General features: G+C 65.9%; 22 protein-coding genes. 17 read left to right on the forward strand and 5 right to left on the reverse strand.

All coding sequences use genetic code 11. The features are described 5' to 3' along the window. Positions 1 to 67: 67 nt before the first annotated feature. The 10 genes from M8312_RS08070 to M8312_RS08115 are packed head-to-tail and all read left to right on the forward strand — an operon-like array spanning position 68 to position 8743. Entirely contained in the window at positions 68 to 376 is a 309-nt protein-coding gene (locus tag M8312_RS08070; protein WP_250117205.1) for a YerC/YecD family TrpR-related protein, read from the forward strand. Then, positions 366 to 1256: an ATP phosphoribosyltransferase gene (gene hisG, locus M8312_RS08075; protein ID WP_250117206.1), complete on the forward strand. Its 891-nt coding sequence runs from the start codon at positions 366 to 368 to the stop codon at positions 1254 to 1256. The genes M8312_RS08070 and hisG overlap by 11 nt, the downstream gene beginning before the upstream one ends. Further along, on the forward strand, positions 1253 to 2551 hold the full coding sequence (gene hisD / locus M8312_RS08080; RefSeq protein ID WP_250117207.1) for a histidinol dehydrogenase: 1299 nt from the start codon (positions 1253 to 1255) through the stop codon (positions 2549 to 2551). Before hisG ends, hisD begins: the two co-directional genes overlap by 4 nt. Further along, entirely contained in the window at positions 2548 to 4200 is a 1653-nt protein-coding gene (gene hisB / locus M8312_RS08085; protein ID WP_250117208.1) for an imidazoleglycerol-phosphate dehydratase HisB, read from the forward strand. Before hisD ends, hisB begins: the two co-directional genes overlap by 4 nt. After that, positions 4197 to 4778, forward strand: a complete 582-nt coding sequence (hisH, locus tag M8312_RS08090) for an imidazole glycerol phosphate synthase subunit HisH (RefSeq protein ID WP_250117209.1) — start codon at positions 4197 to 4199, stop codon at positions 4776 to 4778. Before hisB ends, hisH begins: the two co-directional genes overlap by 4 nt. After that, the gene (locus M8312_RS08095; protein WP_250117210.1) at positions 4775 to 5482 is read left to right on the forward strand and encodes a 1-(5-phosphoribosyl)-5-[(5-phosphoribosylamino)methylideneamino]imidazole-4-carboxamide isomerase; all 708 of its coding nucleotides are present in this window, start codon (positions 4775 to 4777) and stop codon (positions 5480 to 5482) included. The genes hisH and M8312_RS08095 overlap by 4 nt, the downstream gene beginning before the upstream one ends. A gap of 4 nt (positions 5483 to 5486) precedes the next feature. Beyond that, on the forward strand, positions 5487 to 6254 hold the full coding sequence (gene hisF / locus M8312_RS08100) for an imidazole glycerol phosphate synthase subunit HisF (protein WP_250117211.1): 768 nt from the start codon (positions 5487 to 5489) through the stop codon (positions 6252 to 6254). After that, positions 6230 to 6862 (forward strand): bifunctional phosphoribosyl-AMP cyclohydrolase/phosphoribosyl-ATP diphosphatase HisIE, encoded by a 633-nt coding sequence (hisIE, locus tag M8312_RS08105; RefSeq protein WP_250117212.1) that lies wholly within the window; start codon positions 6230 to 6232, stop codon positions 6860 to 6862. Before hisF ends, hisIE begins: the two co-directional genes overlap by 25 nt. A gap of 49 nt (positions 6863 to 6911) precedes the next feature. After that, positions 6912 to 8246, forward strand: coding sequence for an ABC1 kinase family protein (locus M8312_RS08110; protein ID WP_250117213.1), 1335 nt, complete (start codon positions 6912 to 6914; stop codon positions 8244 to 8246). Between the two features lie 44 nt (positions 8247 to 8290). Continuing rightward, positions 8291 to 8743: a tRNA (cytidine(34)-2'-O)-methyltransferase gene (locus M8312_RS08115; protein ID WP_250117214.1), complete on the forward strand. Its 453-nt coding sequence runs from the start codon at positions 8291 to 8293 to the stop codon at positions 8741 to 8743. 1 nt (position 8744) lies between these two features. Here M8312_RS08115 and M8312_RS08120 read toward each other — a convergent pair whose 3' ends face one another. The 3 genes from M8312_RS08120 to M8312_RS08130 are packed head-to-tail and all read right to left on the reverse strand — an operon-like array spanning position 8745 to position 11700. Then, the gene (locus tag M8312_RS08120; protein ID WP_250117215.1) at positions 8745 to 9776 is read right to left on the reverse strand and encodes a response regulator; all 1032 of its coding nucleotides are present in this window, start codon (positions 9774 to 9776) and stop codon (positions 8745 to 8747) included. Next, positions 9773 to 10186 carry a response regulator gene (locus tag M8312_RS08125; protein ID WP_250119741.1) on the reverse strand — a complete coding sequence of 138 codons (414 nt, stop codon included), beginning with the start codon at positions 10184 to 10186 and terminating at the stop codon, positions 9773 to 9775. Before M8312_RS08125 ends, M8312_RS08120 begins: the two co-directional genes overlap by 4 nt. Before the next feature lie 26 nt (positions 10187 to 10212). After that, a complete protein-coding gene (locus tag M8312_RS08130; RefSeq protein ID WP_250117216.1) occupies positions 10213 to 11700 on the reverse strand; it encodes a sensor histidine kinase in 1488 nt (495 codons plus the stop codon). 170 nt (positions 11701 to 11870) lie between these two features. Here M8312_RS08130 and M8312_RS08135 point away from each other — a divergent pair, with 170 nt between their 5' ends. Beyond that, entirely contained in the window at positions 11871 to 12737 is an 867-nt protein-coding gene (locus M8312_RS08135) for a LolA-like protein (protein ID WP_250117217.1), read from the forward strand. Between the two features lie 14 nt (positions 12738 to 12751). Next, positions 12752 to 15979: a WD40/YVTN/BNR-like repeat-containing protein gene (locus M8312_RS08140; RefSeq protein WP_250117218.1), complete on the forward strand. Its 3228-nt coding sequence runs from the start codon at positions 12752 to 12754 to the stop codon at positions 15977 to 15979. 13 nt (positions 15980 to 15992) lie between these two features. On the opposite strand, the gene M8312_RS08145 is transcribed toward M8312_RS08140, so the two are convergent. After that, entirely contained in the window at positions 15993 to 16709 is a 717-nt protein-coding gene (locus M8312_RS08145) for a hypothetical protein (RefSeq protein WP_250117219.1), read from the reverse strand. Between the two features lie 513 nt (positions 16710 to 17222). Here M8312_RS08145 and M8312_RS08150 point away from each other — a divergent pair. The 4 genes from M8312_RS08150 to M8312_RS08165 all read left to right on the forward strand — a co-directional run bounded on the left by M8312_RS08150 (position 17223) and on the right by M8312_RS08165 (position 22539). Further along, positions 17223 to 18386 carry an NnrS family protein gene (locus tag M8312_RS08150; protein WP_250117220.1) on the forward strand — a complete coding sequence of 388 codons (1164 nt, stop codon included), beginning with the start codon at positions 17223 to 17225 and terminating at the stop codon, positions 18384 to 18386. Positions 18387 to 18441: 55 nt separating this feature from the next. Beyond that, on the forward strand, positions 18442 to 20700 hold the full coding sequence (locus M8312_RS08155) for an adenosylcobalamin-dependent ribonucleoside-diphosphate reductase (RefSeq protein ID WP_250117221.1): 2259 nt from the start codon (positions 18442 to 18444) through the stop codon (positions 20698 to 20700). Positions 20701 to 20788: 88 nt separating this feature from the next. After that, positions 20789 to 21781 (forward strand): GTP 3',8-cyclase MoaA, encoded by a 993-nt coding sequence (gene moaA, locus M8312_RS08160; protein WP_250117222.1) that lies wholly within the window; start codon positions 20789 to 20791, stop codon positions 21779 to 21781. A gap of 8 nt (positions 21782 to 21789) precedes the next feature. Then, a complete protein-coding gene (locus tag M8312_RS08165; protein WP_250117223.1) occupies positions 21790 to 22539 on the forward strand; it encodes a sulfite exporter TauE/SafE family protein in 750 nt (249 codons plus the stop codon). Here M8312_RS08165 and M8312_RS08170 read toward each other — a convergent pair. Next, positions 22536 to 22910 (reverse strand): carboxymuconolactone decarboxylase family protein, encoded by a 375-nt coding sequence (locus tag M8312_RS08170; protein WP_250117224.1) that lies wholly within the window; start codon positions 22908 to 22910, stop codon positions 22536 to 22538. The two genes, M8312_RS08165 and M8312_RS08170, sit on opposite strands and share 4 nt — an antisense overlap. Positions 22911 to 23052: 142 nt before the next feature. Here M8312_RS08170 and M8312_RS08175 point away from each other — a divergent pair, with 142 nt between their 5' ends. Further along, positions 23053 to 25800: a nitrate/nitrite transporter gene (locus M8312_RS08175; RefSeq protein ID WP_284070165.1), complete on the forward strand. Its 2748-nt coding sequence runs from the start codon at positions 23053 to 23055 to the stop codon at positions 25798 to 25800. The last annotated feature ends 189 nt before the right edge of the window (positions 25801 to 25989 follow it).

The raw sequence follows: 25989 nt of genomic DNA on the forward strand, positions 1-25989 counted from the left end.
ACGGGGGGTTGAACCGCCGCTCCGACCTGCCTAGATGCGTGCTACTGTTCTAGCACGTTGTAACAAGATGAACCCTAGCCGCGACCTCTCCGAATTGACCAATGACCTGTGCGCAGCCTTGATGGTGCCGCGCACGGCAGCGGAAATGCGCCGTTTTTTGACCGACCTGTGCACGCCCGCCGAGGTGCGAACGCTGGCCGAGCGGTGGCACGTCGCGCGACTGCTCGACTCCACGCCCATGAGCTATCGCGACATCCACGACGCCACGGGCGTCAGCACGACGACGATTGTCCGCGTCGCGCGTTTCCTGCGGCAGGAGCCCCATCAGGGCTACCGTCAAACTCTTGACGCGCTGGAGGCGACCAATGCTGGTTGATGCGGAGCGGCTGCATATTGCCATCCAGAAGTCGGGCCGGTTGTCCGACCTGTCGCGCGGGCTACTGACGCATGCCGGCCTGCGGATCGCCAACGGCAAGAACGCGCTCGCGGCTCGGATCGAGAACTTTCCTGCCGACCTCATGTTCGTGCGCGACGACGACATTCCGACCTTCGTCGCGGACGGCGCGTGCGAATTCGGGATCGTGGGCCAGAATGTCCTTCGGGAATTCGCACTCGAGGAAGGCGAGGAGCGCTGCGAGGAAATCGCGCAGCTGGGCTTTGGCCATTGCACGCTCAAGCTGGCAGCGCCGGAGGGAGCGCAATGGCGCGGTCCGGAGAGCTTGGCGGGCCAGCGCATCGCGACGTCCTACCCCAACATCGTCGAGGCCTGGCTGGCCGAACGCGCGATCGACGCGGAAGCCGTGAAGATGAATGGTGCGGTGGAGCTCGCGCCCCGGCTGGGGATCGCCGGCTATATTTGTGACCTGGTCTCGACCGGCGCCACGCTGGAGGCAAATGGCTTGAAGGCGGTTGAGACGGTGCTGGAGAGCGAGGCGGTCCTGATCCGCACCCGCCGCCCTATCACCGGACCCAAGCAGGACCAGGCGGAGCGGCTGTGGAAGCGACTACAGGGCGTGATCGGCACCCGCGACGCCAAGTACATCATGCTCAACGCGCCGAGCACGGCATTGCCGGCGATCACCCGCCTGCTGCCCGGCGCGGAAGCCCCCACCATCCTGCCGTTGCATGGGCGGCCGGGGCATTTCGCGGTCCACGCGGTGTGCCAGGAATCGGTGTTCTGGGAGACGTTGCACGACCTCAAGGCGGCCGGAGCATCGGCCATCCTGGTCCTGCCTATCGAGAAGATGATGCTGTGAAGCAGGCAGTTTGGAGCAATCTTTCGCCGGCGGAGCGCACGACATTGCTGGCGCGGCCGGGCGGTCGTTCGGACGAGGCGCTGAAGGCACGCGTCGGCGCCATCGTCGCGGACGTTCGTGCCGGCGGCTGGGACGCGCTGTGCCGGGTGGCGGAGAGTATCGACGGCGCGCCGCCCTTTCTAGTGCCGGTGGCTGCACCGGCGGCGGAGGCCCGTCGGCAATTGTCTGATGAGCAGCTCGCCGCGATCGAGCTTGCGGTCGCCAACATCCGCGCCTTTCATTCCAAGAGCCGGCCGGCCGACCTGACGGTCGAGACCATGCCAGGGCTGGCAGTGCGCAAGCTGTGGCGGCCCATCGACCGGGTCGGCCTTTATGTGCCCGGCGGCGCGACGCCGCTCTTCTCCACGCTGCTCATGCTGGCGCTGCCCGCAAGGGCGGCCGGAGTGCGGGAGCTGTTAGTGGTAACTCCGCCGCGCACCGACGGAAGCCTCGACCCGCTGGTCGCTCTGGCCGCCGACTATTGCGGCATCGAGGCGGTCTGGACGGTCGGTGGCGCACAGGCGGTGGCAGCGCTGGCCTTTGGTGCGGGGCCGATCCCGCGCTGCGACAAGATCTGCGGACCGGGCAATGCGTGGGTCGCCGAAGCCAAGACCCAGGTCAGCGCGCTGCCCGGCGGCCCGGGAATCGACATGCCGGCGGGCCCGTCGGAGCTGATGGTGATTGCGGACGACGAGGCTGATCCGGCGGTAGTGGCGGCTGACCTGCTGAGCCAGGCGGAGCATGACCCTCAGGCGCAGGTGTTGCTGGCGGCGACTTCGGCGGACCTGCTGGCGGCGGTCCAGCGGGAAGTCGCGCGCCAGGTGGCCGATCTGCCCCGGCGATCCATCGCCGAACGCTCGCTCGAGGCCGCCCGCCTGATCCTCTGCAATAGCCTAGCTGAGGCAACCGACGTGGCGAATGCCTATGCCGCCGAACATCTTTCGCTGAATGTAGCGGACCCAGCCGCGCTGCTGCCGCTGATCCGCAACGCGGGATCGATCTTTGCCGGGCGGCGGGCGGCCGAGACGTTTGGCGATTACTGCGCCGGCTCGAGCCACGTCCTCCCGACCGACGGCGCGGCGCGGGCATGGAGCGGTGTGTCGGTGCTGACGTTCATGAAAGCGATGACCGTGCAGGAAGTGACCGAGGAAGCGACCCGCGCTATCGCGCCCGCGGCGGCTGCGCTGGCACGGCTGGAGGGCTTGGAGGCGCACGCTCGGGCGGCGGATGCGCGCCTGGCAAAGGTCGTCGCATGAGCCTGGCCGAACGCCTCGCCCGGCCGGAAATCCTTTCGCTACCCGCCTTCGACCTTGGCGGGCGCGCCGCCGATCCGTTCGGCGCGAACGCGATCAAGCTCGACGCGAACGAGAACCCCTACCCGCCGCTCGGACCCAAAGGGGTCAATCGTTATCCCGAGCCGCAGCCGGCCCGGCTGCGCGCGGCAATGGCGGCACTGTACGGTGTGGCGCCCGCATCATTCCTCGTTACGCGCGGCGGCGACGATGCGATCGACCTCCTGATCCGTGCCTTTTGCCGCGGCGGCCAGGATGCGGTCAGCGTCTGCCTCCCGACCTTTTCTGCCTATGCCCATTTCGCCCGGTTGCAGGGTGCGCGCGTGATCGAGGCGCGGCTCGGCAATGATTTCGCCTTCGAGCCGGAGCGGTTGATCGCCGCTGTGGCCGGGGAGCCCGACCTCAAGCTCGCCTTCATCTGTTCGCCCAACAATCCCACGGGCACGCCAGTCGATCCGGCCGATGTGCTGAGGGTAGCGGATGCGCTGCCCGACACGCTGATCGTCCTCGACGAGGCCTATCTGGAGTTCAGTGACACTCCGAGCCTGGCCAGTGAAGCCAATCGGCGTCCCAACCTGGTCGTGCTGAAGACCTTGTCCAAGGCGTTCGGCCTGGCCGGTGCGCGAGTCGGCGGACTGATCGGTCCGCCGGACATCATCGCCATGGTCGGCCGCGCGGCGCCACCCTACCCGCTTCCAACGCTCTGCATCGAGGCCGCCGAGGCGTCCCTGGCACCGGCGCGGCGGGCGATCCATCTTGAGCGAATAGAGGAACTCAAGGCCGAGCGGGCACGGCTGGCGCCACTGCTGGAACGCTCACCCATCGTTCGCCGGCTGCACGCGAGCCAAGGCAATTTCCTGTTCGTGGAGGTCGATGATGCCGCGGGGCTCAGCAGGCGGCTCGACGCGCTCGGCATTCGCGTGCGCTTCCGCGAGAATGCGGCGCCGGGCGGAGTCCGGCTCACGATCGGCACGCGTGAGGAGAATGACGCCGCGCTGCGGGCGTTCGGGGTTCCGGTTGGGGTCGAGCGGCCGGCGCGCCGGGCGGAACTGGTGCGCGACACGAAGGAGACCAGAATCGCCGTCGCCGTCGACCTCGACCGGGCCGAGCCGCGGCGGATCGCAACGGGCGTTCCATTCTTCGACCACATGCTCGACCAGGTCGCCGCCCACGGCAACTTCAGCCTGGTGCTCGCCTGCGACGGCGACCTGGAGATCGATCCTCATCATAGCCTGGAAGATTGCGCGATCGCGCTTGGCCAGGCGCTCGGAACAGCGCTGGACGACAAGCGCGGGATCGGGCGGTTCGGCTTTGCACTCCCGATGGACGAAACCGAGGCACAAGTGCTGATCGACCTCAGCGGTCGGCCCTTTTGCCGGTTCGAGGGCAGCTTTTCCTCCAGCCACATCGGCGACTATCCGACCGAGATGACGCCCCACTTGTTCCGCAGCCTGGCGGACTCGATGCGCGCGGCCATCCACGTCAGGGTCGACGGTGACAATGACCATCACAAGGTCGAGGCCTGCTTCAAGGCGTTCGGCCGGGCGCTGCGGCAGGCGGTTGCGCGCGAAGGTTCCGGCGACGCGCTGCCGAGCACCAAGGGTGTGCTGTGAGGTTGGTCTGCGTCAACCTTGGTTACGGCAACCTTGGCTCGGTGGCGATCGCCTTCGAGCGGCTGGGCGTGACTCCGGAAATCAGCGGCGATCCCGAGGTGCTGCGCTTGGCGGACAAGCTTGTGCTGCCGGGGGTGGGACACGCCGGCTATGCCATGCGTCAGGCGCGAGCACGTGGGCTCGACCGGTTGCTCGTCCAACTGCCGCAGCCACTGCTCGGCATCTGCCTGGGAATGCAATTGCTATTCCAAGCGACGGAGGAGGAGGACACCGCAGGGCTTGGCCTGCTGCCCGGGCGCGTGCGCAAGCTCGCGCCCGCTGCGGGCCGCCCGGTGCCCCACATGGGCTGGAGCCCGCTGGAGGTGCGCGGCGATGCCTGCGGTCTCAAGAACGGCGACCACGTCTATTTCGCGCACAGCTTTGCCTGCGACGATGGTCCGGCCACCGTTGCGAGCGCCGAATACGGCCGCGCCATTCCGGCGGTCGTCCGCTCCGGCCGGCTGACCGGCGCGCAATTCCACCCCGAGCGCTCAGGCGAACCCGGTGCCCGCTTCCTGCAAGGCTGGCTCGCCGCATGATCATCTATCCCGCCATGGACCTGATGGGTGGCCGCCCGGTGCGATTGCGTCAGGGGCAATTCGAGGAATCGACCTTCTACCACGAGGCGCCCGCCGCCGCCCTCGCCCGCTTCGCCGCGGCCGGAGCAAGCTGGGCTCATATCGTCGACCTCGACGGCACTCGCGTGGGTGAACCGGTGCAACACGACCTGATCGGCAAGCTGGCGCGCGCGGGTGACCTCAAGCTGCAGGTCGCCGGCGGCATCCGTTCGACCGACCATGTCGCCCGGCTCTTCGACGCGGGGGTGGAGCGAGCAGTGGTCGGCAGCCTGTGCGTCACCCGGCCTGACCTCGTCGCCGCAATGCTCGACAGCTTCGGGCCGGACCGCATCACGCTGGCCCTCGACGTTCGGGTCGAGAATGGCACGCCGTTGGTTGCGACGCACGGGTGGCAGGCGGCGAGCGGAATCAGTCTGTGGGACGTCGCCGCACGCTTCCCCGAGGCGCGTCACCTGCTGCTGACCGACATCGGCAAGGATGGCATGCTTCAGGGCCCCAACGAGGCGCTTTACGAACAGGCCGTCGAGCAATTGCCGCACCTGGCGATACAGGCGAGTGGCGGTATTTCCTCGCTCGGCGACATCGCCGACCTCCCCACCGATGGCGTGATCGTGGGGAAGGCCCTGTGGGAAGGTCGGATCGCGCCCGAGGAGCTGTTCGCCTAACGCCATGCCCACCCGCCGCATCATCCCCTGCCTGGACGTACGCGACGGCCGCGTGGTCAAGGGCGTGCGCTTCGAAGGCCATCGCGACATGGGCTCTATCGAGGAGCATACCGCTCATTATGTCACGGCGGGGGCCGACGAACTGGTGTTCTACGATATCTCGGCCAGCCCAGAGGGACGCAGCGTCGATCTCGACTGGGTTCGGCGGGTGGCTCGGCTGATCGACATCCCGTTCGCCGTGGCGGGCGGAATCCGCACGCGCGACCAGGCCGCCGCCGTGCTCGAGGCCGGAGCCGACAAGGTGTCCGTCAACTCACCTGCGCTGGAGCGGCCGGAGCTGATCGAGGAACTGGCGCGCGACTTCGGCAGCCAGTGCGTGGTGGTCGGAGTCGACAGCCTGCGGGATGAGCACGGAGACTATCAGGTCAAGCAATACACCGGCGATCCGTCGATGAGCCGCGCGGCAGGCCGCCGCACCCAGGAGTGGGTCCGCGAAGCCGCCAGCCGAGGCGCGGGGGAGATCGTGCTCAACTGCATGAGCCGCGATGGCGTACGCACTGGTTACGATGTGGAACATACGGCCGCAGTGATCGAAGCGGTGCCGGTGCCCGTGATCGCCAGCGGTGGAGCTGGTGCACCCGAGCATTTTCGCGACGTGCTTGCCGCCGGCGCGAGCGGCGCACTGGCCGCCACCGTCTTCCACGATCGCTTAATCGCGATCCCTCAACTCAAGGAGTATCTCACGACGTGCGGGATCGACGTTCGCCCCTGACCGCCGCCGATCTCGACGGGCTTGCCTGGGCGAAGATGGACGGCCTGTTGCCCGCCGTGGTGCAGGATGCCGCAAGCGGACGGGTGCTGATGCTCGGATACATGACTCGGGAGGCGCTGGCGGCCACGCTGGAGACTGGCTTCGCGACCTTCTTCAGCCGGTCCAAGGGACGGCTGTGGCAAAAGGGTGAAACGAGCGGCAACAGGCTAACCGTCGTGGGCGTGCACGAGGATTGCGACGCTGACGCGCTGCTGGTGCTGGCCGAGCCGAGTGGCCCCACCTGCCATGAAGGTACTCCAAGCTGCTTCGGCGGCGAGCCCATCGGACCAGGCTGGTTGGCTGAACTGGCCGCCGTCGTGGCCGACCGCGCCAAGGCGGGACCTGACACCAGCTACACCCGCTGGCTGCTCAAGGAAGGCGTCGAGCGGATCGCGCAGAAGGTCGGCGAGGAAGGCGTCGAAGTGGCGCTGGCGGCGGTCACCCGAGATGAGACCGGTGTCGCCGAGGAGATCGCCGACCTGTTGTTTCACCTGACCGTGCTGCTGCAGGCGCGCGGCACCGATTGGACGGCCGTCACCGACGTATTGCGCCGGAGGCACCGCAACTAGGGACTTAAGACCCGGTAGCGGTTGATCGCTCCCGCCCCATATCCGCCGGATGAGCGACGACGATTATCGATCCGTGCCGCGCGGCCGACTGGCGCGTTTTGGCCAGTTCGGGCGGCTGGCTGGCGGGGTCGCTGGCGGGATGATCGCCGAAGGCGCGCGGCGGCTGGCCGATGGACAGCGGCCGAGCGTGCAGGACATGCTGCTTACCCCCGCCAACGCGAGGCGGCTGGCCGACCGGCTGGCGCACCTGCGCGGTGCCGCGATGAAGCTGGGGCAGATGATTTCGCTCGACGCCGGCGAGTTCCTGCCCGACGAGCTTGGCGCCATCCTCGCCCGGCTTCGCGACCAGGGCTATCGAATGCCGCCTCAGCAGTTGCAGCAGGTGCTGAACCGGGAGTGGGGCACGCCCTGGCGGCCACAGTTCCGGCAGTTTAACGCCACTCCAATCGCCGCCGCCTCGATTGGGCAGGTGCATCGGGCCACGACACGGGACGGCCGCGAACTGGCGATCAAGGTGCAATATCCCGGCGTCGCGGACAGCATCGACGCCGACGTCGAGAATGTCGCCACCCTGCTGCGGCTATCGGGGTTGCTGCCGTCCGCGCTCGACATTGCCCCGCTGCTGACCGCGGCCAAGGAGCAGCTGGCGCGCGAGGCGGACTATCGGCGCGAAGCCAATTATCTGCAGCGCTACGGCCGGCTGCTGGCGAACGATGGGCGCTTTGTGGTGCCAACGCTCGATCCGGAATTCAGTAATGGTCACGTGCTCGCCATGAGTTTTGTCGGGGGAAAGCCGATCGAGACGCTGGAAGAAGCCGACCAAAGCGTACGGGACACCGCCGTTGCGGAGCTGGTCGAACTGGTTCTGCGCGAGCTGTTCGAATTCAGGTTGATGCAGACCGATCCCAACTTCGCCAACTACCGCGTACAGCCTGATACGGGCCGCCTCGTGCTGCTCGACTTCGGAGCGGCGCAAGAGGTCGAAGCGCCGGTGTCCGCCGGCTACGCCCGGCTTTTGGCGGCGCTGCTCGATGGCGACGTCCCGCGTATCCGCGAGGCGGCGGTCGCGGCCGGATTCCTAGGAGCGTTGGCCGTGGAGCGCCATGGCGCGCTCATTGACCAGATGATTCGCGTCATCCTCGAGGTGCTCGAGCGTCCCGGACCCTTTGACTTTGGCGACCGCGCCTTTGTCGCCACATTGCGCGAGCAAGGGATGGCGATCGCCGCTGACCGGGACAGCTGGCACCTGCCGCCCGCCACGCTGCTGTTTGTCCAGCGCAAGGTCAGCGGCACAGCCCTGCTCGCCGCGCGGCTGAAGGCGCGGGTCGATCTGAAGGGGCTGGTTCAACGCACCCTCACGGCGTCGAGCGCAACGGTCGCCTAGCGGCCGGACTTGCGCGCGACCCGCTCCTTGGCCAGTCAGCCTTGATGCGGATCGCGCTGTTCGAACCTGAAATCGCTGGCAATGTCGGCTCGGTGCTGCGGCTCGGCGCTTGCTTGGGCGCGGCAATCGACCTGATCGAGCCGATGGGCTTCGCCTGGGATGACCGCCGAGTCCGGCGGACCGCCATGGACTATATCGATCATGTCAGCGTCACTCGCCATCAGGATTTCGACGCTTTCAAGCAAACACTCGCGGGCAGCCGGCTGATCCTTTTCACCACCAAAGCGGCGGAAGATGCCTACACTTTCCACTTCGAAGCAGACGACGTGCTGCTGTTCGGCAAGGAGAGCGCAGGGGTTCCCGCGATCGTTGCCGAGGCTTGCGATGCCAGGGTGCGTCTGCCGATGCGGGCGGAGGTGCGTTCGCTCAATCTCGCGACATCGGCGGCGCTGGCACTGGGTGAAGCCCTGCGGCAGACCGGCGGCTTGCCAGCCTGAATCAGGCGGCCTGGAGTACCGCCCGGACACCGGCGGGTGAGGCTTCGTAGGCGAAGCTGGCCGACAGGCTGCGAGCCATCGCATGGATAATCTTGGAGCCTAGGCCGCTGCCCTTTGGCTTGGCACCCGCCGGCATGCCGACACCGTCGTCCTCGATCTCCAAGCGGAAGCCGCTCGGCACCTTGCCGGCAAGCCTGACCCTTATCTCGCCCGGCTCCTCGGGTTGATAGGCGTACTTGCAGGCGTTGCTGACCAACTCATTGACCACGACGCCAAGCGAGACCGCATGATCCGTCTTCATGACCAGCTGGTCGGCTTGCAGCCGGATCGGGCGCGGCGCGGAAGGGGTCGACCAGGTATCCTGCAGCTCAGCCACGATGGCCGCTAGATATTCGTCCATCGCCACGCTTTCGACGTCGTCCGACGTGTAGAGCCGGCGGTGCACCTGGGCGATCGCCTTAATCCGGCTGTCGGTGTCACGCAGTGCCTCGCGTGCGGCCTCGTTGGTGACGTCGCGCGCTTGCATGTGGACGAAGGCGGACACCATCTGCAGCGAGTTGGCGACCCGGTGATTGACCTCCCGAAGGAGCGCCTGAAGCCGCTCGTTCGAGCTTTTCAGCGCCTGCTCGGCGGCGAGCTTCTCCTGCTGCAGCCGAACCGCTGCCAGCGTCGTATCGAAGCTCTGCTCCAGAAGTTCGACGAAGTCGCCGCCGGTCGACTTGACGATATAGTCAGCAGCACCCGCCTTGAGCGCCGCCACTGCGACCCGGCTCTCCTCGGATCCGGTGACATAGACCACCGGCGGACAGTCACGCAGCTTGCGCAGGGCGGTGAGCGTTTCCAGCCCGTCCTGCCCCGGCATGTAATGATCAACGGCGATCACGTCGAAGCCGCCAGCCGCGGCCAGGGCGAGGCCTTCATCGCCGGTGTTCGCCGTAGCGACCCGGTAGCCCTGACGCTCGAGCGACTTCTGCACCAGGCGGCACAGACCGGGATCGTCGTCGATGTAGAGGATGCGACGCGCTTGCTTCACGCGGCGTCGGGTTCCGGGACCTGTATCACCGACAGGAACAGCCCAAGCTGACGGATGGCGTCGGCGAAGCTCTCGTAGTTCACCGGCTTGGTGATGTAGACGTTCGCACCCAGGTCGTAGCAGCGCTCGATCTCGACTTTGTCGTCGGTCGTGGTGAGAACGACCACGGGCGTCCGCTTCAGCGCGGGGTCGCTCTTGATACGCTCGAGGATCTCGGTCCCACTCATGTCGGGCAGGTTAAGGTCCAGCAGGACCAGCGCCGGTCCGTTCTTGCACGGCCCCTCGGGGTCGTTGAACAGATAGTCGAGCGCGCTTCCGCCATCGAGAAAGTGCTTCAGCGTGTTGGAGATGCCCGCGCGCCGGATGTTCTTCTCGATCAGCCGCGCATGGCCCTCGTCATCTTCGATCATGACGATGCTGACGGGTCGCTGCTGGTTCAAGCTTCAGGCTCCTGTTCGCGGTAAATCGTTGGGATAACTAAACGAAAAGTCGCACCTTGGCCAACCTGCGAGCTGACGTCGATCGAACCTCCGAGCCGGTAAGCGAGCGCGCGGACGTGGGCAAGGCCGAGCCCCTCGCCGGCCACGTCCTGCTTTCCGGCACGCCGGAACAGGTCGAAGATACGCTCATGGTCCTTGGGGTCGATTCCCCGGCCATCATCACTGACGCTGATTTCGGTCATTGGACCCCTGGTCACCGCGCCGACGCGGATGTGGCCGCCGCGCTCCACGCCGTATTTGAGAGCATTGTCGACGAGGTTGGAGACGATCTGCTCGATCACCACCCGGTCCTGCTCGATGACAGGCATCCGTTTGCCGACCTCCACACTTGCGTCGAGGGCGCTCAGTTGCTGTTCGAAGGTCCGGGCAATTCCGGGGATCACCTCACCTAGGTCCAGCCGCTCGGGACGAAGATTGCGGCGACCCTCTCGGGAGAGGCGCAGGATCGCGTTGATGAGCCGGTCCATCTTTTGGGTCGAGGCACGGATGAAACTCACCGCTTCGGGCAGGTCCTCCCGCGCCGCCAGCCGCGCAGGCTCATCGACCAGTTGGGGCGCCTCGGCATCGACCTTGTCGATCAATCCCGTGAGCGCCTTGGCCGAAGTGTCGAGCTCGGCGGTGAAACCCATGATGTTGACGAGAGGTGAGCGCAGGTCGTGGCTCACGATGTAGGCAAAGCGCTGCAACTCGGCGTTCACCCGTCTCAGTTCGGCGGTGCGTTCCCGGACGCGTGCTTCGAGGCCAGCGTTTAGCTGGTCGACCCGCGCGCGGGCGCCCTCGAGCTGTCCGGTATAGCGGCGAACAGTGAGGAAGGTCACGAGGCCAAGCAAGCCGAGCAGTAGCCCGGTGACTAGCAACGCGAGCTGGGACCAGCCCGACGCGCGCTTAGCGTCCCCGATCCGAATGCGGAGCAGGCGAAGTTCTTCCGCTCGCATTTCCGCCAGCACGGCGCGAATGGCGTTGAGCCGCCGCTTGTCCATTTCAATCCCCAGCGCCGCCTGCGCCGCGTCGGCACCGCGCTGGTCGGTCAGGGCGATGATCCGATTAAGGGTGTCGCGTTCATCGGCAAGCATGGGGATGAGCCGCGCGATCGTCCTTGTCTGGACGGGATTGTCGCTGGTTTCGCGGCCGATGCTGTCGAGCGCCGGCGCGAAAAGGTCGCGGTTCTGTTGGAAGGTCTGGCGTCGCTTGACATCGGGGCGGATGACGTAGCCCCGAGCCGCCGTTTCGCTGCGTTCGACAGCCAGGTCGAGCCGGCTAAGTTCATCAACTACGCGAAAGGTGTGCTGAACCCACTGGTTGCTGCGCTGGTCAATTGCCTGGCTGACGAGGGCGGCGCCAAAAGCCCCCGCAAGCAACAGGAAGCCGAGCAGCATCGCGCCAAGCGCAAGTCGGTTGAACCGGCGTTGATCGAGTTCAAACATGCTTTTGCCTTGGCGAGCCTCAGCACGATGGGCAAGCGTTTGCCGGCGGATCGGAGGCGGCAGCAGGGGCCGATGGGGTACGGCTTCGTCCGAGCCGGTCGTTAACGAGAGTTTGCTTGCTCTAGCCGTGGATGATGGGCACTCTTCGCCGACATCGAGGGGGACGCCGCATGAACGCTCGCGCTGCTGGTTTAGCTTGTTTCCTGCTGGCCATGTCGGCTCCAGCTTCGGCGGTTGAGCCGAGCGCCGCAGACCTTGTCGCCAAGAATTTGGCCGCTCGTGGGGGCGCCTCGGCCTTGGCCGCGATCAACGCGCTCCAGTTCGACGGCAAGTTCATTGCCCCTGGCGACTTCCAGCTCACCTATCACGAGGTCCGCGCCCGGGGTGGAGCAGGCGGCGACCGGGTGCGTGACGACCTCAGCGTCCAGGGTCTCACGGTGGTGCAAGCGTATGACGGTCAGTCGGCCTGGAAGATCAATCCTTTCCAGGGCCGCAAAGATGCCGAGCGGATGTCCACCGACGAGGCCCGCGCGCAGGCCGACGCAGCCCTGATCGACGGCGTGCTGCTGGCATCGCTACGCGACGGCTCGACCGTTCGTTACCTCGGTCGCGAAGACTTCGATGGAACCAACGCCTACAAGTTGCAGGTCCGGCAGAAGGACGGCGATCAATATGATTACCTCCTTGATCCGGACACCTTCCTTGAGATCCGGGCGACCGAGACTCGGCAGGTGCGCGGGGCGCAGACCGTCACCGATTATGAGTATGGCGACTATGAGAAGGTCGGCGGTGTCTACTTCCCGATGGCGATCGACAGCTGGCAGCCGACTCAGCCCGGCCAGCGAGTGCGGATCCTGATTGCGTCGGCGGTGGCGAACCCGAAGGTCGACCCGGCGAGTTTCGCACAACCCGGCGGAAGCGCAGCCCGAGCCGCGCCGGCCGCTCCCGATGCGTCGGAGCAGAAACCGTCGCAAACGCCACAACCGCCCCAACCGACAACCCCGGCAAGCCCGGCCAAGTCCTCCCCGGCGCACTGAGAAGGATGATGCCCATGCGCATTTCGATCACCGCGCTGCTTCTCGCCGCCAGCAGCACCGCCGCGATGGCCGCCAGCCCAGCCGCACCCACGCCGACCGTGGACTCGGGCACCGTCTCCGGCCTTGGCATCCGCAACATCGGTTCGGCGACCATGTCGGGGCGCATCGCCGCGCTTGCTGGTCACCAGGAGGCTGACGGAAAAGTCACGCTGTATGTCGGCGCGGCCTCTGGCGGCGTATGGAAGTCGGAAGACAGCGGAACGACTTTCCGCCCTGTATTCGACAAGGCCGGGTCGCAGTCGATTGGCGCCATCGCTATCGATCCCAAGGACCCGAAGACCATCTGGGTGGGCACGGGAGAATCGTGGACACGCAATTCCGTCTCGATCGGTGACGGCATCTGGAAGTCGACAGACGGCGGCGACAACTGGACCCGCGTGGGGCTCCCCCGGACCGAACGCATCACGAAAATCGCGATCGATCCCACGAACAGCAACATCGTTTATGCCTGCGCGCCCGGCGCCCTGTGGAGCGACAGTGCCGATCGCGGCCTCTACCGCACCCTCGATGGTGGTGCGACCTGGAGCCTGGTGCTCAAGGGCTCGAACCTTTCGACCGGCTGTTCGTCGGTGACGCTCGATCCCGCGAACCCGCGGCACCTGCTGGCGGGCCTGTGGGACTTCCGGCGCAAGGGCTGGACCTTCCGTTCTGGCGGTGAAGGGCCGACCGCTCCGTCCGGTAGCCGCATGATGGAAAGCCAGGACGGCGGCGCGACTTGGGTCCCGCTTGATTCCTCCACCCGATCGGGCCTTCCGAAAGGTCCGTGGGGCCGGGTGGAGGTGGTCTTCGCACCGTCCAACCCGAAGATGATCTACGCCTTCATCGAGAATGTCCGTTCGGCGCTGTTCGCGTCGAGCGACGGTGGGCGCACTTGGGAGGAGCGGGACCGCAGCCAGGGCATGGTCTGGCGACCATTCTACTTCAGCCGGTTGGTGGTCGATCCCAAGGACGACCAGAAGCTCTACAAGATGGGCTTCTCGGTCATCGCTTCGGAGGACGGCGGCAAGAGCTTCGCGAACGCGGCCGGCGCCAGCCATGGCGACTGGCACGACGTCTGGATCAATCCGAACAACAGCAAGGAGCTGGTTGGCGCGGACGACGGCGGACTTTGGTTCAGCCATGATGGCGCCAACAAATGGTGGAAGGGGTATAACCTCCCAATCAGCCAGTTCTATCACGTCAGCGTCGACGATCGTGATCCCTATCAGGTCTACGGCGGGCTTCAGGACAATTCGAGCTGGGTCGGCGATCAGGAATATCCCGGCGGCATCACCAACTCGCGGTGGGAGAATGTGTACGGCGGCGACGGCATGTGGACGTTCGCTGATCCGACCGATCCCAACTTCGTCTACGCCGAATATCAGGGCGGGACGATTGCGCGCATCGACCGGCGGACACTGACGGGGCGGTCGATCCAGCCGCTACCGGGCTACAAGGAAAAGCTCCGGTACAATTGGAACACGCCGATCGCATTGTCTCCGAACGACAAGTCCGTGCTGTATATCGGGTCGCAATTCCTGTTCCGCACGCGTGATCATGGTGCGACCTGGGATCGCATCTCGCCCGACCTCACGACCAACGACCCGATGCGCCAAAAACAGGAGCAGTCGGGTGGGATCACCGTCGACAACAGCGCCGCGGAAACCAACGCCACCATCTACTCCATCTCCGAAAGTCCGCTCTCGCCCGGGCAGATCTGGGTCGGAACGGACGACGGAAATGTCCAGCTGACCCGTGATGGCGGGGCGCACTGGACCAATCTCACCCGCAACCTCAAGGTGCCCGCCGGCAGCTGGGTCTCGTGGGTCGAGGCGAGCCGGAGCGACGCCGGGACCGCCTATGTCGCAATCGATCGCCACACCTATGGCGACTTTGCCCCCTACGTGTTCCGGACCACCGATTACGGCCGGAGCTGGCAGCCAATCGTCGGCGCCCGAACCAACGCCGTGACGGGCCATGCGTGGGTGATCAAGGAAGATCCCAGGCGTCCGTCGATCCTGTACCTTGGAACTGAGAAGGGTCTTTTCACTTCGATCGATCGGGGTACGACCTGGGCGCGGTTCAAGCCAACCGGCTTCCCGGACGTCGCGGTCCGCGACATCGCCTTCCAGACTCGCGACGACGACATGGTGCTGGCGACGCACGGGCGGGGGATCTGGATCGTCGACGACATCTCACCGCTGCGCAGCCTCGATGCATCCACACTGGCGGCCGACCTGAAGCTCATTCCGTCCCGGCCGGTCGAACAGCGCCTGCGCGGCAGCGGTGGCTGGGCCGAGGGGGATGCCACCTACGCCGGTCAGAACCCGCCGGACGGCGCGCAGATCAGCTACTATCAGCGCGCCCGGCACGTCATCGGTCGGATGAAGGTCGAAATCCTGGACGCGAATGGCGCGGTGGTGGACGAATTGCCGGCCGCTCGGCGCAAGGGGCTGAACCGCATCAGCTGGTCGATGCTGACCAAGCCGCCGCAGGTCCCGCCGGCCGCCTCCATCGCGGGCGCTTCGACGCAGGGACAGCGAGTCATGCCGGGTCGTTACACGGTGCGGATCACCAAGAATGGCGTAGCGGAAACGATGCCGCTCGACGTCGTGCTCGATCGCCGCGCGACCTACACGCTCGCGGATCGCAAGGCACAGTATGACGCGGCCGAGCGGGTGAAGTCGCTTTTCTCGCGGATGAGTACTCTTGCCGCCAAGATCGCCGCCGCTCGTGAGGGTGCCGAGCGGATCGCTGACGACAAGGGTGCACCCGCCCCCACGCGGGAGCTTGCCGAGAAAGTAGCGGAGCGCGGTGACGTACTACGCAAGCAGATCGCGGCGACCACCGAGGGTGGCGCGATCACGGGTGAAGAGCGGCTGCGCGAACATACCGATACGGTCTACGGTGCGATCACCACCACTGACGGCGCCCCGACCGCTTATCAGCTTGCGCGAGTGGAAGCCCTCGAGCGCGAACTAACCGACGTGGAACGGGACTTCGCGGCGCTTCAGTCCGGTGACCTCCAGCGCCTCAACGGCGCTTTGCAGCAGAGCGGCAAGCCAGTCATCAACGTGGCCGACGTCAGCTTCGATGCCGACGAGGCGCGCGGCGGCCCGCTCAGCGCGCTGGCGGCGGGCCTGCTGGGCACGCGCTTTCTCGGGGATGCGTCGCTGCTCGCGCAGACGGGTGAACGCGACTGATTCTGGCCGGCGCCTAGAAGCGGAAGCCGTACTCGACCTGCAGCCGGAGCAGTCCGCGCGCGTCGTCGCGGGCTTCGCCGAGGGCAAACAGGTAGCCGAGTTCGAATCCAAGCTCTCCCCCACCCTCCTTGGGTTCGAGCTCGTACTTGAGGTTGGGGCCAACGAAATGCTCGCCGTGAGTGGTCAGGTGCCTGGACGAGCCTAGTTCGCCGAGCGCCATCACACCGAGCCGAAACTCGTCGGCGACTTCGGTGTCTGCCGACGCAGCGTAAGCGAATTCAAGCGGACCCCCTGCCCTGAGTTCTTTCTCCGCAATGAGGTTCAAGCGCGCGTCGAACTCTCCGATCGGCCTTTCAAGCAGCAACTTGGTCTCGAGGGCGTCGCGACCATGTCGATTGGCGGCATATTCGACGAGCACACCAGACTGAATTCCCGCGACTTTGCCGAAGCTGACGATGGCTTCGACGCCGAAGGACTCGATCTCGCGCGAGCCGTTTGGGTCGCGGTGGGTGGCAAGTTCGAAGCCACCGTAGAAGCGCTTGGAAAGATGGTGTGCCACTTCGACCAGAAGGTCATCTTCGCGAGCATCCTCGCCACCGACCAGGCGGCCATAGCGGGACTCTATTTCGGTTTGCCCCGGCTCCAGCACCGGTGAGTAGACCTTGGTCGCAAGCTCACCTGCACAAGCTGGCGAGGCTGCAAACAAGAGGGCCGACGCGAGGCCGGCCAAATGACGATGACGCAAGATTTACCCCCCCGATGGTCAAACATGTTATTGCGAATAACTCGCAAGATCAAGTGAGCTGCATGTCATTTGGGCAGGCTCCTTCGATCGAAGCGCGGCGCCACCATGATGGGTGGCGGCACGTTTACCGACGCGCGACGGTCGATCGGGAATGACCGAATTGAAAAGGTGAGCGGACGTTCGTTCACCAAGGTCGCCACGGCCGAACGTCGGCAAATCGTAAGTGGTCGCCGGGGAGCAGTCGGTCCTGTTCCCACCAACAGCAGGCATGCGGAGTGTCTGCGGCCTGAGCGTCGGCAAATGGCCGTGAGCGGACGGTCTGCTTTCGGGCGCCGAAACAGCCTTCCAGCAATTAGTTCAGCCGGGCTGAGGATGTCTGCTCCGAATCATTGCTCCGGCAATTAGGTACAACTCCGCATCACGCCACTTCGCCCCTCCTGCCATTCATCGACGATGCTGACCCGTGGCGAACAGATGCTGGCCTTACGCCAGCGGCGCATGGCGGAGTCCCCCGCGTTCCTGCGCGGTGGGTTCCGGCCCTTCTTCCTCGTTAGCGCGGCATGGGCGCTGGTGGCGCTGGTGCTGTGGCTCTGTAGCCTGGCGGGAGCGATCACGTTGCCTGTTCCAGACGCGCTCGCCTGGCACCGGCACGAGATGCTGTTCGGCTTTGTCGTTGCGGCCGTGGCCGGCTTCATGCTTACCGCCATTCCCAACTGGACCGGCCGTCTCCCGATCGCCGGTTCGCCGCTCGCGGGACTGGTGCTGTTGTGGCTGGCCGGGCGGGCGGCGATGCTTGGGTCGGGGGTGATTGGACCGGCTGCGGCGGCGGCGGTGGATGTGAGCTTCCCGCTCGTGCTGGGCCTCATTGCCTTGCAAGAGGTGCTGGCGGCCAAGAACCGCAATGTGCCGGTGGCCGCGGCCATGCTGCTGCTGGCGGTCGCGAGCGGGCTGGACCACGCCGGAATGGCGGGCCTGGTCGCGGACCCGCTCCTTGGTGTGCGGCTGGGGATCGGGCTGATCACTTTGCTGATCAGCCTGATCGGGGGCCGAATTATCCCGAGCTTCACCCGCAACTGGCTCGCCAAGCGCGGCGAGACCAAGGACCTGCCGACGCAGCCAGGCCCCTTCGATCTGGTCACGATCGGCGCGACGGCGATAGCGTTTCTCTTTTGGGCGGCGGCGCCCGAGTTCAAGCTGACCGGCCTGCTGCTGCTGTTCGCGGCGGCGCTGCAGCTGCTGCGGCTGCTACGCTGGCAGGGCAGCCGGACAGCGGCGGACCGGCTGGTGCTGATCCTGCACGTGGCCTTCCTGTGGGTGCCGGTGGGGCTGGCCCTGCTGGGGGCGAGCATCCTGACAGACCAGCTGCCACGGTCGGTGGCCATCCATGCGCTGATGGTTGGGGCCGCGGCCTCGATGATTCTGGCGGTGATGACCCGGGCAAGCCTGGGCCATACTGGGCGAGCACTGAAGGCGAATGGGCCGACTCAGCTGCTGTTCGGACTGATCACCGCAGCGGCGGTGACCCGGGTCGCGGCGCCACTCCTCAGTGAGCACTACACCGAGCTCATCCGGGCGAGTGCCCTGCTGTTCATCGCCGCCTTTGCCCTGTTCCTGCTGGCCTATCTGCCGGTTCTCGCGAGTCCTCGGAAGGGCGAGAAGTGAGCCTTGCCGAGACGCGCAATGATCTGGATCATTCATCCTTCATGTTGCGGTGAGTATGACGCTCAGACACAAGATATTGGGTGAAAGCGCCATGTTCGATATCGCCATCGCCGAGGAAATCTGGACCGCCAAGTACCGCTTCCGACCGATCGAGGGCGACGGAGACTCGAGCTTTGGCGAGACCGCCGCGCGGGTGGCGGAAGCTGTTGCGCAGGCAGAGGAGCCCGGCGTGCGCGAGGCCTGGGCCGCCCGCTTCGAGGAGGCGATCCGCGACTTTCACTTCATCCCCGCCGGACGGGTACTCGCGGGCGCCGGGACCGGGCGCACCGTGACGTTGTTCAACTGCTTCGTGATGGGCACCGTGCCCGACAGCCTGGACGGCATCTTCGAACATCTGAAGGAAGCCGCCGTCACCATGCAGCAGGGCGGCGGCGTCGGCATGGACTTCTCCACGGTGCGGCCGAGCGGTGCGCCCGTGCTTGGCGTGGGAGCGGAAGCGTCCGGTCCGCTGACCTTCATGGACTGCTGGGATTCCATGTGCCGGACGGTGATCTCCGCCGGGCAGCGGCGCGGCGCCATGATGGGCTGTCTGCGCATCGACCACCCCGACATCGAGGCATTCATCGACAGCAAGCGCGACGCCGCCCGCTTTCGCAACTTCAACATCTCGGTGCTGGTGACGGACGCCTTCATGCAAGCGCTAGAGGCGGACGCCGAATGGCCGCTCGTGTTCGGCGGAAGGACCTACCGGATGGTTGGTGCAACTGCGCTCTGGGAGCGTCTGATGCGTGCGACCTACGACTGTGCGGAGCCCGGAGTCATCTTCATCGACCGGGTGAACTTGGCCAACAACCTGGCCCATTGCGAGGCGATTAGCGCCTCCAATCCGTGCGGGGAGCAGATGCTGCCGCCCTATGGCGCCTGTCTGCTGGGTTCGCTCAACCTTGCGCGGCTGGTGAATCGGCCGTTCGAGCCCGACGCTGTGCTCGACGAGGAGCATTTGGGCGAGCTCACGCGCACGGCAGTCCGCCTGCTGGACAATGTCATCGACATTTCCCGTTATCCCCTGCCGGCGCAGGAGGCGGAGGCAAAGGCCAAGCGACGGATCGGCCTGGGGATCACGGGCCTTGCCGACGCCCTGCTGTTCACCGGCGCCGTGTATGGCAGTGCGGAGGCGGTGGCGCTGACCAAACGCTGGCTGAGCGTGATCAAACGCGAGGCCTATCGTGCGTCCGCGCTTCTTGCCGCCAACAAGGGTGCGTGTCCGGTCTGGGACCCGGCGATGCTCGACACGCCCAACCTGCTGTCGCTTGATGATGAAACCCGGTCGCTGATCGAGGCGAATGGCCTTCGCAACGGCTGCCTGACGTCCATCGCACCCACCGGCACGACGTCGCTGCTCGCCGGGAACGTGTCGTCGGGCATCGAGCCGGTGTTCGCCTACAGCTACGAGCGGCGCATCCGCAATCCGGATGGCTCGACCCGCACGGAGCAGGTCGAGGATTATGCCATGCACGTCTGGCGCTCGGTAAAGGGCGACGCCATTCCGCCGGCCGACCTGTTCGTCAGCGCACAGACACTGAAGCCAGCCGATCACCTGGCGATGCAGGCGGCGGCGCAGGAGCTGATCGACAGCAGCATTTCCAAGACGGTGAACTGCCCCGAGGACATCGCCTTTGAGGACTTCGCCGAAATCTACATCGAAGGCTACCGGCTCGGCTGCAAGGGTATGACGACTTACCGGCCCAACGCGATCACCGGCTCGATCCTTTCGACCGTCAGCGAGAAAAAGGCGGAAGGCCTTGCGATTCACCCGCCGCTGGAGCCCCGCGGGGAAGCGCTCCATGGCACCACGTACAAGCTCAAGTGGCCCGACAGTGCCCATGCCGTCTACGTCACCATCAACGATGTCGGCGAAGGACCCGAGCGGCGGCCGTTCGAGATCTTCGTCAACTCCAAGAACATGGAGCATTACGCCTGGACACTCGGGCTGACCCGGATGATCTCCGCCATCTTCCGCCGCTCGCCCGACGTTGCCTTCGTCGCGGAAGAGCTGAAGGCTGTGTTCGACCCGCGCGGAGGGGCGTGGATGAACGGCAAATACGTCCCATCGCTGCTGGCGGCTATCGGCGACATCATCGAGCGCCACCTTGCCGGACTTTCGCCTCGGGAGACCGTGGTGGCGCCCCGACCCGAGCCGGAGGTCGCGGCCGCCGCGCCTCGGCCCGCGTGTCCGCAATGCGGATCCGCCAGCTTGGTGAAGAGCGAAGGGTGCAACACCTGCCTTGAATGCGGCTATTCCAAGTGCGGGTGAGGCAGCCCCAAATCTGTTCGATCCCCATCAAGCCGTTGGATAACGACCGCGCCTATCGCGGTCGTTCGTTTGCGTTAGAAGGCGTCTCATGAGCCAGGCCGGTATGATCGACAGCTTCGGGCGGCGCATCAGCTATGTCCGGCTATCCGTCACCGATCGATGCGATCTCAGGTGCCGCTATTGCATGGCGGAGCGGATGGTCTTCCTTCCGAAAAAGGACATCCTCAGCCTGGAGGAGATCGTCGAGCTGGCCGACATCTTCATTGCGCGGGGGGTCAAGCGCCTTCGCCTGACCGGCGGCGAGCCACTGGTGCGCAGAGGCATCATGGACCTGGTGCGCGCCTTGGGAAGGAGGATCGGCCAGGGGCTTGAGGAACTCACGCTCACCACGAACGGCACCCAGCTGGAGAAAGTCGCGGGCGGCTTGGCGGAGGCGGGCGTGCGGCGCGTCAACGTCAGCCTGGACACGCGCGACCCGCAGCGCTTCGCTCACATCACCAGGCGGGGCGAATTGAGTCAGGTGCTGCGGGGGATTGCCGCCGCGCGGGACGCGGGCCTGCACGTCAAGATCAACATGGTGGCACTGGCCGGTCTGAACGAGGACGAAATCGCCGACATGCTGCTGTGGTGCGACGCGCAAGGTCACGACCTGACGCTAATCGAGACCATGCCGCTGGGGGAGGTCGAGGCCGACCGCACGGACCATTACCTGCCGCTCGACGCGGTCCGGCGAGGGCTGGAGGAACGCTTCACGCTGCACCCGTCGTTCCATCGTACGGGTGGGCCTGCGCGCTACTGGCAGGTGGACGGACGCGGCGTGAAGCTGGGCCTGATAACCCCGCTTAGTGAGAACTTCTGCGCCGGCTGCAACCGCATCCGCGTCGCCGCGACGGGCACGGTCTACGGCTGCCTCGGCCATGACCAGAAGGTCGAGCTGCGCGACCTCCTCCGGGATGGAGGGACCGAGCGGGTCAATGCCACGCTGGACGTGCTGCTCGCCGGCAAGCCCAAGGGACATGACTTCAACATCGCGGCAGCGAAGCCGGCGTTGGCTCGGCACATGAGCGTCACTGGGGGCTGAGCAGAGCAGTGCCGGCCGCCATCGATCATAGCGTATGGCTGCTTGCTTTTCTGATGCTGGTGGGTGCGGCGCTGTACAGCAGTGTCGGTCACGGCGGGGCGTCGGCCTATCTCGCGCTGATGGCGCTGTTCGGCGTGCCTCCAGCGGTGATGAAGCCCACCGCGCTGGTGCTGAACCTGATCGTCGCCGGGCTCGGCTCTGCTCGCTACATTCGCGCGGGACAGTTCCGCTGGCGGACGCTGTGGCCGTTCCTGATTGGGGCGATGCCGTTCGCTTTCCTTGGCGGCTGGCTCAAGCTTCCGGGTGAGACCTACAAGCTGCTGGTCGGGGGGGTGTTGCTGGTTTCCGCGGTGCGCTTGTTGTGGCCGCGGGAGATCCGGGCGCTTAATGAAACCCACGACCCGCCCATCTGGCTTGGCGTGCTGCTCGGCTGCGTGATCGGGCTGTTGAGTGGCCTCACCGGAACGGGCGGCGGCATCTTCCTGTCACCGCTGCTGCTGTTCTTCGCCTGGTCCGCGCCCAAGCCGACCAGCGGCATCGCGGCCGTCTTCATCCTGTGCAACTCGACGGCAGGGCTGCTGGGTAACATGGCGGCGGTAAAGACCCTGCCGCCTCACCTCTGGCTCTACGCCGGGGCGGTACTGGCCGGGGCAGCCATTGGCACGACGTTGGGCATCAGGTTCAGGGCGCCTGTCGTGTTGAAGGCACTGGGCGTGGTGCTGCTGGTCGCCGGGACCAAGCTGCTTCACCTCTATTAGGCGCGCTGCCTTCCGCCGCGGTGGCCGTCGCAGGTGACGTCACGGATCCAGGTCAGCCCGCGAACCGCCTGGGGCCATCCCAACGTGGTGATCGCCAGAAACGCGACCTGATCCATCTCCTCCGGACCAATTCCTTCGGTGAGCGCCCGGCGCGCATGGCTGTGGGTCGCGCCCTCGCTGTCGGCACCAATGGCCAGTGCCAGGTTGACCAGGCGGCGCGTGCGCTCGTCCAGCGGACCCGCGTTGCTGGTCGCGGCGCCGAGCGCCTGGAAGGCTGCCCAGAGGTCGGGCTGCTCCTGAGCGATCTGACCGGCCGTTCCGGGAAGCGGTACCTCGGGCGTTTCGCTCATCTCGCTTCCGTCGCTGCTCATGCCGACCGACTCCCTATCCGTAACATCCCTGACTCAACGTTTGATGCAGATCAACAGCATGAAAGGCCGAAGGTGAGAGGTCATGCTGCGAGAGACTCCCGCGACTTCTTCGCGGGGCCATGACCCTTATCGGGGAACAGCGATGAACAGGCACGAGGTGACCACCAACTCCGAGCGGAAGATGGCTCTGGGCGCGAGTACGGCTGCGTTCACCGTCTGCTTTGCGGTCTGGACCATCTTCTCCATCATCGGCCTCGGCTTGAAGCAGCAGCTCGGCCTCTCCGAGACGGAGTTCGGATTGCTGGTCGGCACGCCGATCCTCACCGGTTCGCTCACCCGGGTGTTCCTCGGCATCTGGTCCGACCAGTTTGGCGGCCGCAAGGTCATGGCCGGCGTCATGGTGCTCGCCGCCGTCGCCACCTTCCTGACATCTTACGCGCACACCTATCCGCAATTGCTGATCGCTGCCCTGGGCGTGGGCATCGCGGGGGGCGCCTTCTCCGTCGGCGTCAGCTATGTGTCGAGCTTCTACCCCAGTGGAAAGCAGGGAACCGCGCTCGGCATCTTCGGGGCCGGCAACGTTGGCGCGGCCGTGACGAAGTTCCTGGCTCCATTCGTGATGGTTGCTGCGGGCTGGCAGTCCGTTGCGCAGATCTGGGCCGGGGCACTGATCGTCACCTCGGGCCTGTTCCTGCTTTTCACCAAGGAGGATCCCGACCACCGCGCTGGGGCGAATAAGGTGCGTGCCCGCAAGACCATGAAAGGGGAGCTGGCAGTCCTCGCCAATCTCCAGGTCTGGCGCTTCGCCCTTTATTACTTCTTCGTCTTCGGCGCCTTTGTCGGTCTTTCCCTCTGGCTGCCGCGCTACCTGATTGGGGCCTACGGCCTGGACGTGAAGACCGCCGGCATGTTGGCCGCATTCTATTCGGTCCCCGCCAGCCTGTTCCGCATCTACGGCGGCACCCTGTCGGACCGTTACGGCGCGCGGGCGGTCATGTACGTGACCTTCGCGGTGTCCGTCGTCTGCCTGTTCATGCTGTCCTATCCGCCGACCACCTACCTCATCCAGGGCGTGAAGGGACCGATCACTTTTCACACTGAGATGAGCCTGATCCCCTTTCTGATCACCTTGTTCGCGCTCGGCTTCTTCATGAGCCTGGGCAAGGCCGCCGTCTTCAAGCACATCCCCGTCTATTACCCGAGCCATGTCGGGTCGGTCGGCGGACTGGTCGGCATGGTCGGCGGGCTTGGCGGCTTCGTCCTGCCACTGACCTTCGGCGTCCTCCTGGACGTTACGGGCGTGTGGACCAGCTGCTTCGTCCTGTTGTTCGCCATCGTCACGGTCGCGCTGATCTGGATGCATGTTTCGATCCGTACGATGGAGAATTCGGCGGCTCGTCAAGGCAACGAGGCCGCACTTCCCCAGCTTCCCGAGATGCAGGGCCTGGGCGAGGCTGGCGTGAAGCTGCCGGCCCCCGTCGCCGGACCGATCGCCGACTGGCAGCCGGAGAATGAGGCCTTCTGGAAGAGCAAGGGCCGTCCGGTGGCGCGGCGCAACCTTGCCATATCGACCTACAACCTCCTGCTGTCCTTCGCGGTGTGGATGGTGTGGAGCGTGGTCGTGGCCAAGCTGCCAGCCATCGGCTTCAAGTTCACCACCGACCAGCTGTTCTGGCTGGCCGCGCTGCCGGGTCTGTCCGGTGCGACGCTGCGGATCTTCTACGCCTTCCTGGTGCCGATCTTCGGCGGGCGGCTGTGGACCACCCTCTCCACCGCCTCCCTGCTCGTGCCGGCGTTTGGCATCGGCTATGCGGTGCAGAACCCGCAGACGCCGTACCTGATCTTCCTGGTGCTGGCGCTGTTGTGCGGGCTGGGCGGCGGCAACTTTGCCTCTTCCATGGCCAACATTAGCTACTTCTTCCCCAAGTCGCAGAAAGGCAACGCGCTGGCGATCAATGCCGGGCTGGGCAACCTTGGCGTCAGCGTCATGCAGTTCCTGGTGCCGGTGGCGATAACCATGAGCCTGTTCGGCGCACTCGGCGGTCACTCCCAGAGCGCAGCTGCCGGCACCCAGCTGTGGATGCAGAACGCCGGCTTCGTGTGGGTTCCGCTGATCCTGGCTGGAACCCTGGCGGCGTGGTTCGGAATGAACGACATCGTCTCGGCCCGGGCGAGCTTCGCCGACCAGTCGACGATCTTCGCCCGCGCCCACACCTGGATCATGTGCTGGCTCTACACCGGCACATTCGGGACCTTCATCGGCATGTCGGCGGGCTTCCCGCTCTTCGCCAAGCTGGCCTTCCCCGAGGTGAATGCGCTCAAGTACGCCTTCGTCGGACCACTGGTCGGAGCCCTGTCGCGGGCAGGCACCGGCTGGCTTGCCGACCGGCTGGGAGGCGCCGTGGTCAGCCTGTGGGTGTTCGTCGCCCAGATCGCGGCCACCATCGGGATGGTCTACTTCCTTGGCGCGCACAGCTTCCCTGGCTTCTTCGCCATGGTCGTGACCCTGTTCTTGGTCAGTGGTGTCGGCAATGCCTCGACCTTCCAGATGGTCCCCGGGATCATGCGGCGGGCGGTGGATGAATCGGCGCCGGAACTGCCCGCCGCGCATCGCCAGCAGCAGGCCGAGCGGGAGTCGGCAGCGGTGATCGGCTTCACCTCGGCGATCGCGGCCTATGGCGCCTTCTACATTCCGAAGGCGTACGGCTCGTCCATCGCACTGACTGGATCGGCGACCTCCGCGCTGTGGGGCTTCGTCGCCTTCTACGCCAGCTGCGCGGCCGTGACCTGGCTGTTCTATCTGCGCCGTCAGCCCATGTCGGTGGCTCGGACCAGCGCCAAGCCGAAGGCCCCCTCCAGGCCGCCGGTGCCGGAGCCGGTCCCGGCCTGACCGCACAATCGCTTCGGCGGCGCCGCGGGTCGCGGCCTCTGAGCGTCGACGAACAGGGCGCTTCCACCGCAAGGTGGGAGCGCCCTTTGTGCATGGGCCGGAAAGCCAGGCCGGACCGCTGATAGGGACATTTCCGTATCGGTGATCCAGATCAACGGGCCTAGCCCTTCATGCTCATAGAAGCGGCGC

Origin of the sequence: Sphingomonas sp. KRR8 (genome assembly GCF_023559245.1) — a bacterium.
In the GTDB taxonomy this organism is placed as follows: domain Bacteria; phylum Pseudomonadota; class Alphaproteobacteria; order Sphingomonadales; family Sphingomonadaceae; genus Sphingomicrobium.